This window comes from Carnobacterium sp. (genome assembly GCF_040274425.1).
In genome coordinates this window covers 1-17,190 of record NZ_JBEMBC010000056.1, presented here as the reverse complement: position 1 = coordinate 17,190, position 17,190 = coordinate 1, and the positions used below count along the sequence as shown (strand labels likewise).

General features: G+C 31.5%; 13 protein-coding genes and 2 pseudogenes. 6 read left to right on the top strand and 9 right to left on the bottom strand.

The features are described 5' to 3' along the window. Window positions 1-437 precede the first annotated feature (437 nt). The 5 genes and pseudogenes from rhuM to ABS911_RS10540 all read right to left on the bottom strand — a co-directional run bounded on the left by rhuM (window position 438) and on the right by ABS911_RS10540 (window position 5,396). Window positions 438-1,443, bottom strand: a pseudogene (rhuM, locus tag ABS911_RS10560) (RhuM family protein). A gap of 580 nt (window positions 1,444-2,023) precedes the next feature. Then, a pseudogene (locus ABS911_RS10555) lies at window positions 2,024-2,983 on the bottom strand (IS30 family transposase). A 202-nt stretch (window positions 2,984-3,185) separates the two neighbouring features. Then, complete coding sequence (locus ABS911_RS10550; RefSeq protein ID WP_187948723.1) at window positions 3,186-3,374, bottom strand: hypothetical protein; 189 nt, start codon at window positions 3,372-3,374, stop codon at window positions 3,186-3,188. Then, complete coding sequence (locus ABS911_RS10545) at window positions 3,371-3,742, bottom strand: hypothetical protein (protein WP_187948722.1); 372 nt, start codon at window positions 3,740-3,742, stop codon at window positions 3,371-3,373. The genes ABS911_RS10550 and ABS911_RS10545 overlap by 4 nt, the downstream gene beginning before the upstream one ends. A 178-nt stretch (window positions 3,743-3,920) precedes the next feature. Continuing rightward, window positions 3,921-5,396, bottom strand: coding sequence for a MutH/Sau3AI family endonuclease (locus ABS911_RS10540; RefSeq protein ID WP_187948721.1), 1,476 nt, complete (start codon window positions 5,394-5,396; stop codon window positions 3,921-3,923). A 143-nt stretch (window positions 5,397-5,539) separates the two neighbouring features. Here ABS911_RS10540 and dcm point away from each other — a divergent pair, with 143 nt between their 5' ends. Next, window positions 5,540-6,835 (top strand): DNA (cytosine-5-)-methyltransferase, encoded by a 1,296-nt coding sequence (dcm, locus tag ABS911_RS10535; RefSeq protein WP_187948720.1) that lies wholly within the window; start codon window positions 5,540-5,542, stop codon window positions 6,833-6,835. 297 nt (window positions 6,836-7,132) lie between these two features. Continuing rightward, window positions 7,133-7,561 carry a very short patch repair endonuclease gene (locus ABS911_RS10530; RefSeq protein WP_350467561.1) on the top strand — a complete coding sequence of 143 codons (429 nt, stop codon included), beginning with the start codon at window positions 7,133-7,135 and terminating at the stop codon, window positions 7,559-7,561. 239 nt (window positions 7,562-7,800) lie between these two features. On the opposite strand, the gene ABS911_RS10525 is transcribed toward ABS911_RS10530, so the two are convergent. The 4 genes from ABS911_RS10525 to ABS911_RS10510 all read right to left on the bottom strand — a co-directional run bounded on the left by ABS911_RS10525 (window position 7,801) and on the right by ABS911_RS10510 (window position 13,064). Next, complete coding sequence (locus ABS911_RS10525) at window positions 7,801-10,389, bottom strand: SNF2-related protein (RefSeq protein ID WP_187948719.1); 2,589 nt, start codon at window positions 10,387-10,389, stop codon at window positions 7,801-7,803. A gap of 3 nt (window positions 10,390-10,392) precedes the next feature. Beyond that, on the bottom strand, window positions 10,393-11,664 hold the full coding sequence (locus ABS911_RS10520) for a ParB N-terminal domain-containing protein (protein ID WP_187948718.1): 1,272 nt from the start codon (window positions 11,662-11,664) through the stop codon (window positions 10,393-10,395). A gap of 15 nt (window positions 11,665-11,679) precedes the next feature. Further along, complete coding sequence (locus ABS911_RS10515) at window positions 11,680-12,387, bottom strand: PDDEXK family nuclease (protein WP_187948717.1); 708 nt, start codon at window positions 12,385-12,387, stop codon at window positions 11,680-11,682. 545 nt (window positions 12,388-12,932) lie between these two features. Continuing rightward, window positions 12,933-13,064, bottom strand: a complete 132-nt coding sequence (locus ABS911_RS10510; protein ID WP_272956713.1) for a hypothetical protein — start codon at window positions 13,062-13,064, stop codon at window positions 12,933-12,935. A gap of 523 nt (window positions 13,065-13,587) precedes the next feature. Between ABS911_RS10510 and ABS911_RS10505 the strand changes: the two genes are divergently transcribed. The 4 genes from ABS911_RS10505 (at window position 13,588) to ABS911_RS10490 (ending at window position 17,121) form a co-directional block, all read left to right on the top strand. Next, on the top strand, window positions 13,588-14,328 hold the full coding sequence (locus ABS911_RS10505) for a MurR/RpiR family transcriptional regulator (protein ID WP_341048654.1): 741 nt from the start codon (window positions 13,588-13,590) through the stop codon (window positions 14,326-14,328). A 94-nt stretch (window positions 14,329-14,422) separates the two neighbouring features. Then, window positions 14,423-15,856, top strand: a complete 1,434-nt coding sequence (locus tag ABS911_RS10500; RefSeq protein WP_187948716.1) for a 6-phospho-beta-glucosidase — start codon at window positions 14,423-14,425, stop codon at window positions 15,854-15,856. Continuing rightward, on the top strand, window positions 15,846-16,466 hold the full coding sequence (locus ABS911_RS10495) for a DUF6198 family protein (protein ID WP_350467560.1): 621 nt from the start codon (window positions 15,846-15,848) through the stop codon (window positions 16,464-16,466). Before ABS911_RS10500 ends, ABS911_RS10495 begins: the two co-directional genes overlap by 11 nt. 478 nt (window positions 16,467-16,944) lie before the next feature. Next, window positions 16,945-17,121, top strand: coding sequence for a hypothetical protein (locus ABS911_RS10490; protein WP_187948714.1), 177 nt, complete (start codon window positions 16,945-16,947; stop codon window positions 17,119-17,121). Window positions 17,122-17,190: the final 69 nt, after the last annotated feature.

Sequence of the window (17,190 nt, the reverse complement as noted above, 5' to 3'; positions counted from 1 at the left end):
ATCACCACAGACGATGCAGAAAAAATCATCTAGATGCTTGGCATCAATGCACGGCTAGGTGCTTTATGGCGGTTCGATTCCGCCCCGTGTATTATAGTTAGATTAAAAAGAATCCAAAAAAAATCCCGATGAAAAACCTTTCATTAAACAATTGATCTGTAATCAAGATAGAATGGGCACACTTGTCATTCGCTAACGCGTACTCGCTGCCATCCTGTAGTAGACTTTCACCACCAAGTTATCACCCATACGGGCGCATTAAAAAACACCTTCCAAAATATGAAGGTGTCTTGAAATATTCATATAATAGAAAATAAATATTTTGAGAATTGAGAAGTTTTTCGAAACCTCTTAAATCTTGGTTAAATAAACTGCTCTATACGTAGCTAATCAACGTTTTTTTATGCGTAGGTCTTTTTCTTCAATAAAATTGAAAGTCAGTCTGATCTTCGTTGGACTTTTTCGATTTCTTTATCAAAGTCAGAATTGATTTTCCGATATTTATTGAATTCTTTATACTCTGATACAGCTTTTTGTTTTGCGTTTTCACTAGATATGCTTCTGTGATCTTCTAGTATTTCATAACGGTTAAACTTCAAAAACTCATCAATACTGTTAGCAAAAGCTTGCATAGAACGCGGCTTTTCATCTTCCAATAACCGTTCTACATAATCAAAATACGATGATATATTTCGTTCTAAATTGCGAATTTGCTTTTCAGACAGATAATTTTTAGCCACATTTACATCTGATTGCAAGATTCGTCCATCCGGAGAGTTTTTCCATGTTGTTAATCCCATATTTTCTTTTTCTTTATCTGCACTGTCTTGAATGATTTCCGCAGCAGTTTTACCAGTTATAGCAAAATGAAACTTATTTTGAACAGTTGCTTAAAGCTGTTTCGTTATCTCTGCGTTTTTATCATAATCATAAGAAATCTCCGCAAATATATCAGTAATTTGTTGCCAAATCCTACGTTCGCTTGCTCGAATCGAACGACCAGTTTCTAGTAATTCACGGAAATAATCTTTGCCAAAAACACTTTCGCCTTGTTTCATTCGTTCAACATCTATTTTAAAATCTTTTTGAATATAATCTTTCAAAATATCCGTTGCCCAGATCCTAAATTAATTTTGTTGCTTTTTGAGAATTAACACGATAACCGACTGAAATAATAGCATCCAAGTTATAAAATTTAACATTTTTTGTTTGCGTTTTACCTTCTATTGCACCATGTTGAGTGGTATTTTCCAAAATGGAAACAACCACTTTTTCATCTAATTCTCCCGACTCAAATATATTTTTTAGATGTTTACTAATGGCTGGAACACCTACATCAAATAAACCAGCTATTGATTTTTGGGTGGCTCAGATTGTTTCATCTTTCATTACAACTTCAATTTTTCCATCTGATTCATATAACAAAAATTGTAATTCTTCCACTTTTTCCCTCCTATCATTTATCCGTATTGTCATTTTTTTATCTATATTTTTCTTTATTTCTTATCATTAAAGCTTTCCCAAACAAAAAAACATTTTGGTTATAGTGAAAGCAACGAAAGCGCTAACTGTTCCAAAAGAACTAATGATAAAAATTTGTACACTTCATTTATAAACTATTTAATTAATCATACCAAGTCCTTCAAATAAATGAATTACCTATCAAATGTCATCACAACTCCACACCCATCTTCGATACCTCTGTCTATTCTCAACATTGCTAAACTCTTTTGGCTTATTTCTATATGAAGAACTTTAGAAAGTAAAATAGTCTATTATACTATTTTACATAGTGTGTAAGAAGCTTGCTCTATCATGAACACTGCATCTTAACTATTTTTCATTTCCCATCTGATAAATCTAACCCGATTTTTTACTGATTTCAGTATAGCAGTCGCCTCTGTATTAAAGTAGTAAACTGCATTCCCATATTAATCAAATTGCAAATCATGGTAATATCTTGATAAGAAAAAAACCAGGTCAAATATTCTTTTCCAACTAGAAAGTTTAATTTTTTCGTTTGTCAAATTAAGTTAGACAGTTCCCACTCATTAATGTAAGTCAAAAATACTTCAAGCGGCGTCTGATACTGTAATGATTTTCTGGGGATTTTGTTTCTTATCGAAGCTACTCCAGAAACAAAGGATTGATCAACTTAGTTAAAATCCATTTCTTTTGGCAAACCGTCTTTTCGAAGTAGTCCATTGGAATGCTCGTTTAAAGCTCGTTAGGATGGCGTTCCTGGATCAGCAAAGTAGATAGCCATATCATTTTGATTACTATTGGTTTTCCAATTGGAAAATTCTTTTCCACAATCAAAAGTGATTGATTTGAAGAGGTTTTTTGGAATAAAGCGGAGCCAGTTGTTTACAGCCGCTTCAATATCTTGCGCTTTTCGCCCGTTGGGCCTCAAGGTAATAATGGCTTTTGACAGTCGTTCAACCAGTGTGATCACTGTACTTTTATGATGAACACCAACGATTGTATCACCCTCTAGGTGACCAAACTCTTCTTTAAAATGAAGATAATCGTTTAATCTTTCGGATATATTCCTTTTAAAAGCCTGTTTCCCGCGTTTTTCTTTATGACCATTGGGCTTACGTTTTCCTTTCATTGGAAGGGTCGCTTGATCGAAAATCCCTTTTCTGAACTGTCTGTACAACGTTCGTACGGAACAAGCAATGGATCTTTCAGCACGACCAATAATCACATCTGGTGTCCATCCTTGAGAAACTTTCATTTGAATGTATTCTTGTTGGTCATGTGGTAAAGAAATAGAATGCCTACCACAACGTTTCTTATTTTCTTTGTACTGTTTAAAGTAATCAAGAGCCGTGTAGCCTTTTTTCAGGAAAATAACGACGTTATAAATCGTCTGACGTGAACGGCCAACGTAGGTGGCAATTTTCAAAATGGGAACGTTTTGTTGGAAATATGCTTCTATCATTACAAGTTCTTCAGTGGTAAGATGGGTGTAGGTCATTCGTGATCACTCCTATGTTTTCTTTGGTCGGAAATACATTTTGAGTGTACCACGAATGGCTTTTTTAGTTGTCTAGCTTAATCTTACAATCGGCGTTTTATAAAAAAGAGAAAATTGTATATTTAAAATGGCTCCTATAAAGTAACTTTTTTAAGAATCTACTTTATAGGGGCCATTCTTAGTTTTTATTTTTAGATTGTTACTATTTAGTTATATCAGATACCTTTTCTGTCATTACTAATTTTACTATTTTATTAACCATTTCTTGTATGAAATTTTTCACTTTGTTACTAAACTCTTCACTGGACAGATAATTAACTATTTGTGTTGAAATCATAAATATAATTGCTTTTCCAGCTTTAATCACTAATTCTGAAACTGTTTTTTTCATTTTTTTGTCTCCCTTTTCAACTCTTTAAGAATTTTTTTCAGGAATTTACTTTTTGTAGTTTTTTCTAAAAAATCATACGCAGAATAGGTTAATTCTTTTTCGGAAATATTTTCATCAAGTTCTACTTCAGATTTTAGCGAATAGTACAAAGCTGCAGGTTTTAAATCGATGCCGTTATTGAATTCTGATAATTTGCTGCTAACTTCATTCTCAATTTGTAACTCTAATTCTTCAGATAAATTTTCAATAGGTAAATTTTTCCGATAATTTAAAATCTCATTATTGATATTCTTTCTAAGAATTTGTATATTTTCTTTTTTAAATTGTTCCACATTTTTAACAACATTAGCTAATTGTCTATTTTCCAATGAACATTCCCCTATCTTTTCTTACTTGACTAACTCTACTAACAATTATCTCTGGATTATATCATCAACGAAGAAAAACAAATTATTCATACCTTCAATCCTTGGTAAATATTTCGTAAAGCAATTATTGATTGAGTAGAACTGTAATCTTATTAAAAAATCAATCTATTATAAATCATTATAAAAAATCCACCGAATTAAGCATCTCGTTTATAACGCTCCCTTTTATCCAAACATTCTGTCTGTACATATCAATTCCATTTATCGTGATAGTTTTATCACTGGAATCTCTTCCAGTGCCTCGAAAAAAAACATCATAGTCTTTAGATTTTGGAAAATTGACAGAAGTTTTTATTGTTCCATTCTTATTTATAACAGGTTTCCTATTTTTATTAATCATAACTTCCTCACGAAGACTATTATTAAAGACTTTATTTCTAACATCGTCCCAGATAGATTTAACTTGGTTTTCAATAAACTCTTCATTGAAGATAACACGTTTGAAGCCCAAAAGCTTATTGGTTAACAACTTTTCTGATTTATCTTGTTCTTGAAAAATAATAAAAAGAAATTGTCTCTCACTAAAATCGCTATAAAGTGACGAATCTTCAAAATTTATCTTCTCATCCAACCATTCATCAAAATCAACTTTGAATAATTTAGTGTCTTCAGTACGCGTTTCTTGCTTAGTTTGAGTGATTGTTTTTGCAATCAAACCAATCTCACTGAATAACTTTATTTTACCGATTTTTTTCGATTTTGCTCCAAACATTCGTGTAACGATTTGTTCAGTCACTGATTTTGATACATCTCCAGTTTGATTTAATTTCATAGGAATATTTAGAATCTGAAGAAGTTCTTGAATAGTCTTATTTTTGTATTGTTTAGTGAATTGTTTCAATTGTTCGTCTAGTTCTTCATATGTATTATATTCTTGTTCTAACTGTTCAAATTTTTTCCCAAAATACTTTTGGACCATCGTTGTTACAGTAGATCTTTTCAACCTAAATCTAGGAGGATTGGGCCATTTAGGTGCTGTGTCAATCAGCATCAGCTGTGGGCGTAATTCAGATGATATTCTTGGGTAATGTTCTGTCGGGTCTTGGTGAACAAGTTGTAAGTTGTGTATGAAACTTCTGACTATCTCCCAGTCATTCTTTAATTTTTCTCTATCTAAAGAATCAAACTCAAAGAAATCATATCCAACAATGGGAAATTTTGCGTATTCTGATGCGGGAACAGTAACTTCCGAATCATAAAGATAATAAACTAAAAGTAGTCTTTCAAGTTTATGCCAAAAACTTGAATTCTCGAAACTTTCATATACTATCTTTTTTGGAGAAACAGCTGTTACAGACATTGGTTCTTTAGCTTCAAGTTCTCCACTTACAGATTTCTTTACTCTTCTTAAACCTGTTGTTTTTACTTCCACATCTTTCCCATCAACATATAAATCTGGTTTCTGATAAGAGTCAGCTGGATACCCCAATACAGATTCCTCTACAACACTACCTGCTATACCTGTGATTTTAGGATGTTTAACTGTTTTATAAAAAACATTATTCCGATCAACATCTCCTAAGGTCTTACCAATAGTACTATCTAGAATATCTTCTAATTCATCTTTAGCAAAAACGTGACCATGTTCTCTCATCTTTTATCCTCCAAAAAATTTTATACAAATACACAATATCTTATTTTATGATCTAATAATACCATTTTTTTGTACAAAACTCTGGATCTTTTTGGTGAATTGTTGTATAATAAATCTTAGCTTACCGAAAGGGTGTTCGTATAATGAGTAAACAGTTTAATATTTTAGAACTATTTGCTGGAGTTGGTGGATTTCGCGTTGGTTTTGAAAATTCCAATGAAAGCATGTTTAAAACAAAATGGGCAAATCAATGGGAGCCTGCTAAAAAAAGTCAAGACGCCTTCGAAGTATATGATTACCATTATCCTGATAGTATGAATATAAACGAAAATATAGAAGAAATTTCAGATGAAGCTTTTCAAAGTATGGATGCAGATATAATAGTTGGAGGTTTTCCTTGCCAAGATTACTCCGTTGCTAGAAGTAAAAAAAATGAACTTGGTATCCAAGGAAAAAAAGGCGTATTGTTCTGGGAAATCATTCGAGCAGTTACTCAAATAAAGCCAAAATATCTTGTATTAGAAAATGTAGATCGCCTATTAAAAGCTCCTTCTAAACAACGTGGTAGAGATTTTGCTATCATGTTAGCTGCATTTAATGATTTAAACTATTCTGTAGAATGGCGGGTAATTAATGCAGCAAATTACGGTGGCAGTCAACGTCGTCGTCGAGTTTTCTTTTTTGTGTATCGAAATGATACAGACTTTGCTAAGAAAATAGATAAAGAATTCGAAAACAAGGAACTAGATTTAACTTTTGACAGTCAATTATATGACGATTATATTTTTACTAAAGGGTTATTTGCACGTCAATTTCCAATTGTACCCTTAGCTGTTAAAAATCGCCATGCGACATATACGTTATCAAATGATATTGTAGATATCTCAGATAACTTCATAGGTACTGTTTGGAATACTGGAATTATGAGACATGGTCGTTACTTTACAATTGATACAGTGCCAACTATGGAAGAGAATCCAGTGGCTTTGGGAGAAATATTAGTTTCTGAAGAAGAAGTTTCAGAAAAATATTTCATTACAGATCAAATGAAGCTAGAGAAGTTTAAATATTTAAGAGGTTCTAAAAAAATTGAACGTACTTCTGTTGAAGGGCATACTTACATTTATTCAGAGGGTAGTATGGCACCTACGGATGACTTATCCCTACCGGGAAGAACTATGTTGACTTCTGAAGGAACCGTTAACCGCTCAACTCATTTTTTAAATGTAAATGGTAAATATAGATTAATAACACCTATTGAAGCAGAAAGATTACAAGAATTCCCTGATGATTGGACAAAATATAAAAAAACTTCTACTGGTGAAATAGTAGAAGTACCTGATCGCATGCGTATGTTCTTTATGGGGAATGCTTTGGTAACAGGTATTGTTAAAAGAATTGCTGATGAGTTACAAAATATTATAAATGGTGATATCTAGACACACTATTTAACAATCCAGCTACTTCAAACCTTATCCTGGGTTTGAAGTAGCTGGATTTGTTTTATTATCAAAATTTTGCTTACTCTATTTCTAATCTAAAAATTGAATAGATAGTTTCTTTCGATTCCATTTTATCTTTTAAAACTACCACTAAAGCATATTTTTTGTTTATTATCTATCTCCTTTTATAATTATATAGAGAGGCATCAAAAATTTATCTTTATAACAAAAGCTATAACTATCTTGTTTTTTTGGTACCTAATAGAAAAAATAAGTTTTGAGGGAGTGTGCAAAATGAAACATCAAAAGTTAGAAACAACCCCAGAAATTTCTAAGCGAATGGCGAATGTTAAATTAAAAGGTGGAAAAGCAGAAAACATTTTAGCAAAGTCTCTATGGCATAATGGTGTACGTTATCGTAAAAATTATAAAAAACTTCCTGGTTCTCCAGATATAGCTATAACAAAATATAAAACAGCTATATTTGTCGATGGAGAATTTTGGCATGGTGAAGATTGGGAGAATAGAAAAAAAAGATTAAAGAAAAACCGGGATTATTGGATTGAAAAAATCGAAGAAAATATGGCTAGAGATAAAAGAAATGATGCTCTGCTTATTGATTTAGGTTGGACTCCTGTACATTTTTGGGAAAAGGAAGTGCTAAAGAATAAAAATAATTGTGTGAATCAAATTTTGAAACTACTAGATGATACAAAAAAGTAAAGTCACCAATAAAACATTTTTTTGTTTCAGTAAAAAACTTCTCATCCCTTAACATCAACATATTAATTTTTCCTATAAGTCAAAATTTAAATAGTTGCTATAACCATTTTCTTTATTTTAGATATGTTATATATATTTTTAAGACGGTACTATTAGAAAATACAATCAATAGTCAAGTTTTTATGAAATAATGAGAAGCATGCCTTTAAAATCCAACTCATACTTAACCTATTTATTATCTAATAACGACGCTCTGATTCAATTATTTTTTTCATTTCTTCAATTTCGTCATCTTCAAACTCCGGCGTGAGATAACCACCATCAATAGCTTTTTTCATTCGTTCTTCTTTCTCTGATAATCTATCATATATCTTTTGATCGATAAAGTTAAACATTTCCATATCAGTGACTGTCATTAAATAATGATATCTAGTATGTTGATTTTTCTTTAATCCAAGTCGATGTATCCGATCACGAGACTGAAGCATAAATGTAAGATTATAATTATATTCAAAATAAACCGCATCGTGTACAACTTTATGAAGCGATACTGACTCACCTAAAGTATTAGGGTTTGATACTAGTACCTGTATTTCACTTGTATTTTCTTTGAATGTATTAATAATATCCTCGCGTTCCTTTTGTTTAGTCCCTCCATAGATTAATTTGACGTTGATTCCTTGTTGATTAAGCGTTTCAGTAATTTTCTTTAATGTATTAACAAATAATCCCCAAACAACCACCTTCCCATGTTTCCTTACAATATCAACAACCAGTTTTATCCCTGCATTAAATTTTGGAGACTCTACTTTTGATAAATCCCATTCTGCTACTTCACTTATTATTGAATTTTGAATACTTGTTTGTAATTCTTTTCGTGCATTTACACTGATTTGATCATACGAATCGTTATCAAAATTATTGTCCTCACTAAATCCTAATTCACTATAATTTATAGTCTGATTTACAATTTCTGGGTTTGTTGATAGTTGTATCATCCTAATCCAAACCGTTAAGGGATTTTGTGCTGTCGTATAGATTATCTCTGCAAGTCTTAACTGTTCATCAGAGGGATACACTGTGATGAAGTTATCGGCATCTGCTGGTGGGACACCTAAATCTTCCTTATTTGTTCTCCAGAAGTAAGGAGTAAGTTTTTCATTTATTTCCTCTACTTGCCATCCATCTGGATTTTTAAGCATATTTTTCTCAAAACCAAAGTAGGACCTATATTCTTTTTTAAATAGAATATGTAGAAAATTATATATATCTAAATAACCATTTGGGATAGGTGTCCCTGTCAAAACGTATCGATAATCAGCTTTATCAGAAATCTCCAATGCAGCTAATGCTCTTTTCCCCTCTATGCCTTTTACTCGGTGAACCTCGTCATAAACAATCATAGTATTTGAATCATAAGATAGACATTTAATAATAGATTCTTGGAATTTAGGAAGTGATTCGTAATTAACTAAAATCATATTTGCAGTACTCCATTGTGATTCCAAAATCCGTCTATCTCCATTTATTGTTTCATCGTGAACACTTATTGCTCTTAATTCTTTTTTATTTTTAAATATCTCTTTGAATTCTTCCGTCCACGACATAAACGCATTAAGAGGACTTACAACTAATATCCTCTTAATAGGCTGTCCTTTCTTTTTACTATTTAGATATGCAAAAACACCTAGCAACATCGCTGTTTTTCCAGAACCAGGAACAGAAAAATTAGCTGCTCTTTTTTGGGTCAACATATACATTGCTGATTCAAGTTGCAAAGGTACGAGAGGTCTATCTACTTCACTCTCTACAATATATTTAAATTCATCAAATTCTTCCTCCCACCGTGCATCTTGACTTTTCAAAGTTAAGCCCGCTTTTCGGTACTCTTCAATTGAATACTTTTGACTATTCACAAAATTTTCGATTCGAGAAGTAACTATAAAATTGAATTTATGCTTATTAGATTGTTTATTAGCCAAGGTTATAATTTCCTCTACTTCTCTATAAGTCAAGTCTCTTCTAAAATAAGGGTATCCTTTTAGTTGCTCAGTGTAGGCCATAAATTTAGTTTTAAAAGATTTTTTTGTAGTTATCTTTTCATCACTTTTATCAATAAAAAATATATACTCGTCATCCATATCCAATATTACAGAATTATTTTCTGGATTAGGTATGTTTTGGATTCTACCAATATCATATTCTTGAATTAAAGAATAGACAGTATCCGTTGCATCGACAACTCTTACACCGGGATATTCATCATTCCATAAGCTTTCAAATTCTTCTCTTTTGTCTTTAATTCTGTTTCTTACATTTATACTTATATCCCAAGAAAAATCAACATCAAATGAATCAAAATTATTTTCGATAGCATTCGCTGTCTCATTCAATGACCCATTAAAATATATAGCATCATTTTGCAAATCTTCAAATATTCCCCATTTAGTATGAAACAAGCCGTTTTTGATTAATCCGAATTTTACATCTGCTTTATTTTGAGAGATTAGAAATGCTAGATTACCTAATCGTTGTTTGTCCAGTTCTGTTATATTTTCATTTTTAGATCGTTGCTTGTATCCAGTCTGAATTTCATTAAAATCCTTTTCAGAAATATTTTGAGAGATAATGAATTGAATATATCCTCCATTTTCAGAAAATCTGTCCAATCCATCAGAATAAACTGATAATGCTTTACAGGAAAAATAGCCACTAACTCGTTTATAACTAATCGCTTCTTTCAATGCCTTATTATAAAACTCTTCGGAAACATCATCTTTTAATGAGTTATAACTCGATTTGAGTTTTCCATTTAAATCTTTAAGCATTTTTTATTCCCCCACTAAAAGTATATGAGTTATTTCTTCTTGCAATATTTTCAGATTACTAAATAACTTTTCTTTTTCAGGTTTTGATAGGTATTTAAATATATTTATATCAATAGAATCAATATTGTTGATTGCTTTATTGACTAAATTTATTGGTTCAGTTCTTTCCTTTAAATTTTTTGTTTTCTCAGAATGGTTAGCAAAAACTTTTTTTACATCTGCTAAAGCATCTGCCGTCTCTATATTATTTTTTAAGGTATCAAACAAGCCAATAACACTAGTTGTTTTTTCTTTTGTATCTAATACATCTATAATAGAGTCTGTTGCATCTTCCATCTCTGAAATAAATGTATTCTCATTTTTACTATTAACGACATTTTGAACTATTGTTCTAAAATCATCTTTATAGTTTTCTTTTGTAGCCCTGATTTGTAGTATCTTAGCAAACAAACTATTTAATAATTGTTCTGAGTTAGCATTATCTTTAAACTTCTTATATTGAGGAATTATATTTTGTATCGGACCATCTAAGTCTAAGTCCTTAGCTAATGCGTAGTTGTCAGGATTAGCATTGGTAAACTCTAAAAATTTCACTATGATTTCAGCTTCTGTTATACGTTTATGTACTTCATTCGGAGTAAGATTTGCATATCCAGCATATTCTTTAGCGGTCATCACATTATTAATAACAATAGTTTTATAAGCGTCAACAGCTCTATCAATTGCATTATAATCAACTTTACCAAGTTTTCCAAATTGTATTTTCAATTCTAAAGACTTGATTTTTTTAAGATCATCATGGTTCTGTACAGACAAATCATCAAGTATAACTGCCTCAAAATATTGTTGGTCAATTATCTCAGAGTCTTGTTCAATAAGTCTTTTTGCAGTAAAACGGCGATTACCATCAATTACACGTCCATCATTTAGTACATACCCTGGCTCATCTTGTCCTTGAATGGCAATGTTTCTTTTCAAATCATTCATTTGATTCTTAGTGTTACTTTCTCCATCATCTTCTAGAATTTTTTGAATAACCATATTGTACTCTTCATTGTGTCCAGAAGTTAAATGTCCATTAATGCTCTCATAATTAGAAAGAGCTACACCAATGCGCCCATTTTGTTCATTATAGTACAAATATTTTAATGGAATTGCATACGTTTTACCGCTATATTTTTTCCCATTAGGTTTTTCAATTTGTACATTTATATTATGTCCTCCATCTTTTACTATTCCGGCCTTGTACAGTTCTAATAAATTGATATTTTCCATTATCAATAAAACCTCCTATAAACTAATTATTTCTTCTACATACTTTATATTGAACCAAAATCTTTGTTTTACAATTTCCTGTCCAGTTGGTAATAAAACAGTGTCCATACCATTCTTTGCTCCTGGTCTCAAATGACCTAACTCATTAAACTTAGTAGATGGTAAATTATTTTTATTAATTGTTCGTCCATTAGTTTGTTTAATAGAATTGATTTCAAGCTTATTCTCTTTTATTAAATATCTTACTTCTTCCCAAACTTCTTTAAGACCATGAGTTAAATCATAATCGGACATCTTCCAAACTCTTACATCTAGAAAAGTCATTTCACTGTCATTAACTCGCTTACCTCTTGGAAACTGCTGAAAAATAAAAAATACTAACGTTTTTTCTTTAAAGTATTTATATAATGAACTGTCTTTCCAGAGGTTGTCACTTATCCAATCATCAAAATCAACTGGCATAAACGACATTGCTTCCGCTGGTTTTTCCATCCCAGTTAAACGAACGGTCTTTAGAACAGCATTTATTTCTCCATCACCAAGACTAAATTGATTTCCTTTTTCACCCATCAGCTTTAAAGCTAATTGAACAAAAGATGCTTTATTGTCTTTATACATACCAAATAATTCTTTGAGTTCAGAAACTTTCTTTCCTTTATAACTTTGAATCTTTTTATCAACTTCAGCTTGAGCATAAGCAATTAATATATCATTCTTACACATATGTACATCCTCCTAAATGAAAAATTAGTCCTTTATTAGCCCAGTTATTTCTTCTCTTATTTTAACACAACATCTGATTAGTAAAGAAGAGACAAAAATTGGTATATATTTAATATTGATTCAAATCTAAATAAAGTACTTACTAAATATACTATCACTTCCACTCTTATTAACTAAATATTTTTCATAACATTCAATATTCTATGCTACCATCTTTACTCTTGCTCCATAAAAGAAATGGCGCCTCTCTAAATTGACTGACTGGATAGAATCAAATTGTATACAATTTCACTAAACGAAGTGACTCTATAATCTATATAAACAAATTAATAATTGTAGCAAGATTTAGTGTTATAAGATGATTGCTAAAATACAACTTATCTTATGAATTAAGAGGAATTTTCATATTTCGCCGATTGTAAAATTAAGCTAGACAAACAAAAAAACTCATTCTATCTTTGATGAAATCAACTATCAAAATGGAATGAGTTTTTTCTATGATATTTTTTTGCCCTTTTAAAGTATAAATACATAAATAAATCAGCTTATTTATTAAAAATCTTAGGACCTTTACGCATGTTTTTCATATCATTTTTTGGATTGGTAGTTTGCTTAGATTTCCCACCGCCTGCTTGTTTCTTTTTAATTAACTCTAACATTTTCTCTTTTGAATTCACTTATCACACCACCTTGTTAGTGTAACACTAAATACTTTCAGTGAGATAAGAGGAATAATGACTACTTTAATGGGATGATTCTTTCTCTATCCTAGTGAGTTCTTAGAATGATTAATCCATTCTCAAGACACCACTATTTATTAAATCCATTATTTTTTTCTATATCCTTTGCCCACCATCACAATATCTGGTTTTACATTCATCATTAAATAATACAGGATAAATCGTGAAGTAACAAACAAATTTTTGTTTATTGAGCAGATAATTTGTCCAAGGAATGTCCATTATTCTATTAAAATGAAATTCGGTAGAACGGTCAGAAAAAGTAGTATTAAAGTTTTTACCATTCCATAGCATAAGAAAATCCTTTATAATGGGAATGAATGATATCTCTAAGATACCAACCCTTACTATCACGATTATGATTCCCTTGATGTGCTTTTGAATAAACTCTTAGCCAATTATTAAGTTATTTATTCTCTCTGTTTTAATTTCGCTTTATAAAGGACTGATACGATTGATAATGGATAGACTAAACGATGTGACAAATTCCTATAAAAAAAATTCGACTTTCTATATATTAAGTTTATTCTTTCAAGAACATATTCACGAGATTCCTTATATTACAATGGATGAGGTTGCTATTAGAACCTTTGTATCAAAAAGCCAAATTTCTAAATATGTCAGATATTTAGACTATAAGACTTACATTGACTTTAAAGACGCTTGCGTAGAATACCTTGAATCCTTAGAGAGACGCCGTCACGATTCGAAAGAATCTAATAATATGAAAAATACTATTCTAAACTTTACAGATACTATGATTCATTTTCTTAACTCTTTAACAAGTTTGTTAGACTATAATCACCTAGAGTTATTAACTGAACAGCTTACTTCCGCAAGCACTATATTTGTATTTGCTCAAGGCGATGCGCGCTACCTCTGCCATCAGATCCAAACAGAACTACAAGTGATTAACATGAATGTTATTATTTGCGATGTTGATTTTCAACATTCCTACGATATTAGCGACGATGATTTATTATTAGTACTCAGTATTGACGGCAATACTTTCAAGTACGACAAACGAGTAGTGAAAAGGCTCGAGGAAACGAATGGAACAAAATGGCTCATAAGTTGTCAAAGTAATATAAAATTCAAAGGGCAACTGTTGCATGTTCCCATACAATACGGAAAATTCAATGCCTACTTCTTCAAATATGTTATTGATTTATTAATTCTCAATTTAAAGCAAACCTATTAAGCTTGTTCGTCAAGGAAGTTTCTTTTAAAGAAACTTCCTTTTTGATTAACAACATATCCCTTATACTTTGTGATAAGAGCAAGGAGGAATATACATGTCATTTCCAAACAATTTTTTATGGGGCGGAGCAACCGCTGCGAATCAAACAGAAGGTGCTTACGATGTTAATGGACGAGGCCCATCAAATCTAGATTATATGCCATACGGAGATTTACGTTTCCAAGTAGGTACAGGAAATTTGGACCCTAAATCTTTACCAGAGGATACTTTTTTCCCATCAAGAGTCGCCATTGACCATTATCACCATTACAAAGAGGATATTGCACTGATGGCCCAAATGGGATTCAAAGTCTATCGGTTATCACTCTCTTGGTCAAGAATTTATCCTAAGGGAAATGAATCAGAACCTAACCCGTTAGGCCTTGATTACTATCTGAATGTCTTTAAAGAGTGTCGAAAGTATAATATTGAACCTTTAGTAACCATCAATCATTTTGATATCCCTATGCATTTGGTTGACGAATATGGTGGATGGAAGAATCGTCAAACTATTGATTTTTATTTAAAATTCACCGAAACATTGTTTAATCATTATAAAGATTATGTCAAATATTGGCTTACTTTTAATGAAATCAATATGGTCTTACATTTCCCTTTTGTAGCAACAGGCTTAACTTTTAAACCAGAGGATAACAGAGAGCAGATAACAACTGATGTAATCCATCATCAATTAGTCGCCAGCTCTAAAGCTACTCAGCTTGCTAAAAAAATAAACCCAGATTTTCAAATTGGATGTATGCTGGCTGCTGGAAGTTATTATGCTCAGACGCCGCATCCAGAAGATGTATGGAAATCTATCCAAGATTCACGTGAAAGTTATATGTTTTCAGATGTCCAAGTAAGAGGAAGCTACCCTAATTATTACTTGAAACAAATCGAACAACAACATCTCACTCTTCCTATTAAAGACGGTGATATTGAGGTTTTAAGAGACCACACAGTAGATTTTATTAGCTTTTCTTATTATTCTTCAAGAGTAAGCAGTGCCCAACCTGATGCTGCGAATCAAACTGAAAGCAATATTTTTGCTTCAGAAATCAATCCTTATTTAGAAACTAGCGAATGGGGTTGGCAGATTGATCCATTAGGATTTCAAATTACAATCAATGAAATTTATGATCGTTACAACAAACCTATGTTTGTTGTAGAGAATGGTTTAGGGGCTGTCGATAATTTAACAGAAGATGGTGAGATTCATGATGATTACAGAATTGAATACCATAAAGAACACATCAAAGCCATGTCTGACGCAATCACTCTAGATGGTGTCGAGTTAATCGGCTATACATCATGGGCATGTATTGATTCTATTTCTAATGGAACTGGTGAAATGGCTAAGCGCTATGGTTTTATTTATGTTGACCGAGATAATTCCGGTAAGGGAACATTCAGACGTATTCCGAAAAAATCTTTTTATTGGTATCAAGAAGTAATTAAACATAACGGTGAAAATTTAAATGAAAAATAAATTTAATCTCACTTCATTATTTCGTTTCTTTCTTCTTTTATTCGGGTCTTTAGTCATGGGCTTAGGAGTTTCATTGTCCATATCAACAGGTTATGGAAGCGATTCTCTTTCTTGGGTCTGGCAGGGTATTTCACTTCATACTAATTTATCTTTAAATCAAGCCAATATGATCATCACTTTACTAATGCTGATTCCACCTTTAATTTATGATCGCGCTCAATTAGGCATTGGGAGTATTCTCCAACCTTATATTGTTGGAGCAACTGCCGAATATACATTAAACCAAGGACTCAGTAATCCGGGCAACTTTCTTTTCTTAATTATAGGTATTTTATTACTTGGGATTGGAGCCGGTATCTATACTAGTGCAAATCTAGGGAAAGTGCCTTATGATGCGTGTGTTTTTTGGATCAGTAAGGTCACGAAAAACTCAATTGGATTGATTAGAAGCTTAGGAGATCTGTGTCTCTTTATTATTGCTTGGTTGCTTAATCAGCATCTTATTATTGGTCCTTTAATCTCCGTATTTCTGATTGGTTACATTCTAAACACGACATATAATTTAATTAATACGTCTTTACAAAAGAGTAAGTACACGCTATTTAAGTAATGCGCTTAAAAACTTTCTGATACTAAACAAAACATCATGTTATTATCTTACTTTCTAGAAATGATGAATCAAAAGATTAAATAAACGTTAAATGTGATTCGAAATATAGTGCAATATAGACGGAGCTTAGCATTAAAAGAATTAAAAACTGAAATAGAAGGATAGAAGAGCTTATTCATGCTCTTCTATCCTTCTATTTTTTATTAATCAGTTCTTATCTCTCTCAGTTATCCAATTTGCCTACAGTAAACCATCTGGAGAAGTTACTCGTTCGTTGCACATTGATTAGTTGAACTGCCGAATTGACACATTCAGAAATAGCTATGTTTAGATGGCTACAATGCTTTTGATCTGGTTTAGAATAACTTTATTTTAAATAAAAAAGTATTGATGTTATCATAGAGATACAAGAAATCTTAATTAGAATAGGTTTGAACTGAATGCAAAATACGCTAATTGTTTGAAAGGTGTGTAGAGGATGAACAAATATCAAAAACGTACTGTTTCTATTTCAATTGCTGCACTTGTTGGTTTTTTAGTCTTGTCTTTACTAACATCTAATTGGAAATTCTTTTTATGGAGTTTATTGCCTATTTTTATGGTTTTGATGCTTTCATTTACTGCTAAACCTGATAAAAAAAGCAGTCGGAAATAAAAGAAAAATTCTATGTCTCTTCTTTTTCTAAAAAAATTGTTAATTTAGGAGGACTTTATGAAAAATTTT

Bases quoted from the DNA above. Each gene is read 5' to 3' on its own strand.
- ABS911_RS10550 (WP_187948723.1), bottom strand. From the start codon at position 3,374: ATGAAAAAAACAGTTTCAGAATTAGTGATTAAAGCTGGAAAAGCAATT.
- ABS911_RS10540 (WP_187948721.1), bottom strand. From the start codon at position 5,396: ATGAGAGAACATGGTCACGTTTTTGCTAAAGATGAATTAGAAGATATT.
- dcm (WP_187948720.1), top strand. From the start codon at position 5,540: ATGAGTAAACAGTTTAATATTTTAGAACTATTTGCTGGAGTTGGTGGA.
- ABS911_RS10530 (WP_350467561.1), top strand. From the start codon at position 7,133: ATGAAACATCAAAAGTTAGAAACAACCCCAGAAATTTCTAAGCGAATG.
- ABS911_RS10525 (WP_187948719.1), bottom strand. From the start codon at position 10,389: ATGCTTAAAGATTTAAATGGAAAACTCAAATCGAGTTATAACTCATTA.
- ABS911_RS10520 (WP_187948718.1), bottom strand. From the start codon at position 11,664: ATGGAAAATATCAATTTATTAGAACTGTACAAGGCCGGAATAGTAAAA.
- ABS911_RS10515 (WP_187948717.1), bottom strand. From the start codon at position 12,387: ATGTGTAAGAATGATATATTAATTGCTTATGCTCAAGCTGAAGTTGAT.
- ABS911_RS10505 (WP_341048654.1), top strand. From the start codon at position 13,588: ATGGATAGACTAAACGATGTGACAAATTCCTATAAAAAAAATTCGACT.
- ABS911_RS10500 (WP_187948716.1), top strand. From the start codon at position 14,423: ATGTCATTTCCAAACAATTTTTTATGGGGCGGAGCAACCGCTGCGAAT.
- ABS911_RS10495 (WP_350467560.1), top strand. From the start codon at position 15,846: ATGAAAAATAAATTTAATCTCACTTCATTATTTCGTTTCTTTCTTCTT.
- ABS911_RS10490 (WP_187948714.1), top strand. From the start codon at position 16,945: ATGAACAAATATCAAAAACGTACTGTTTCTATTTCAATTGCTGCACTT.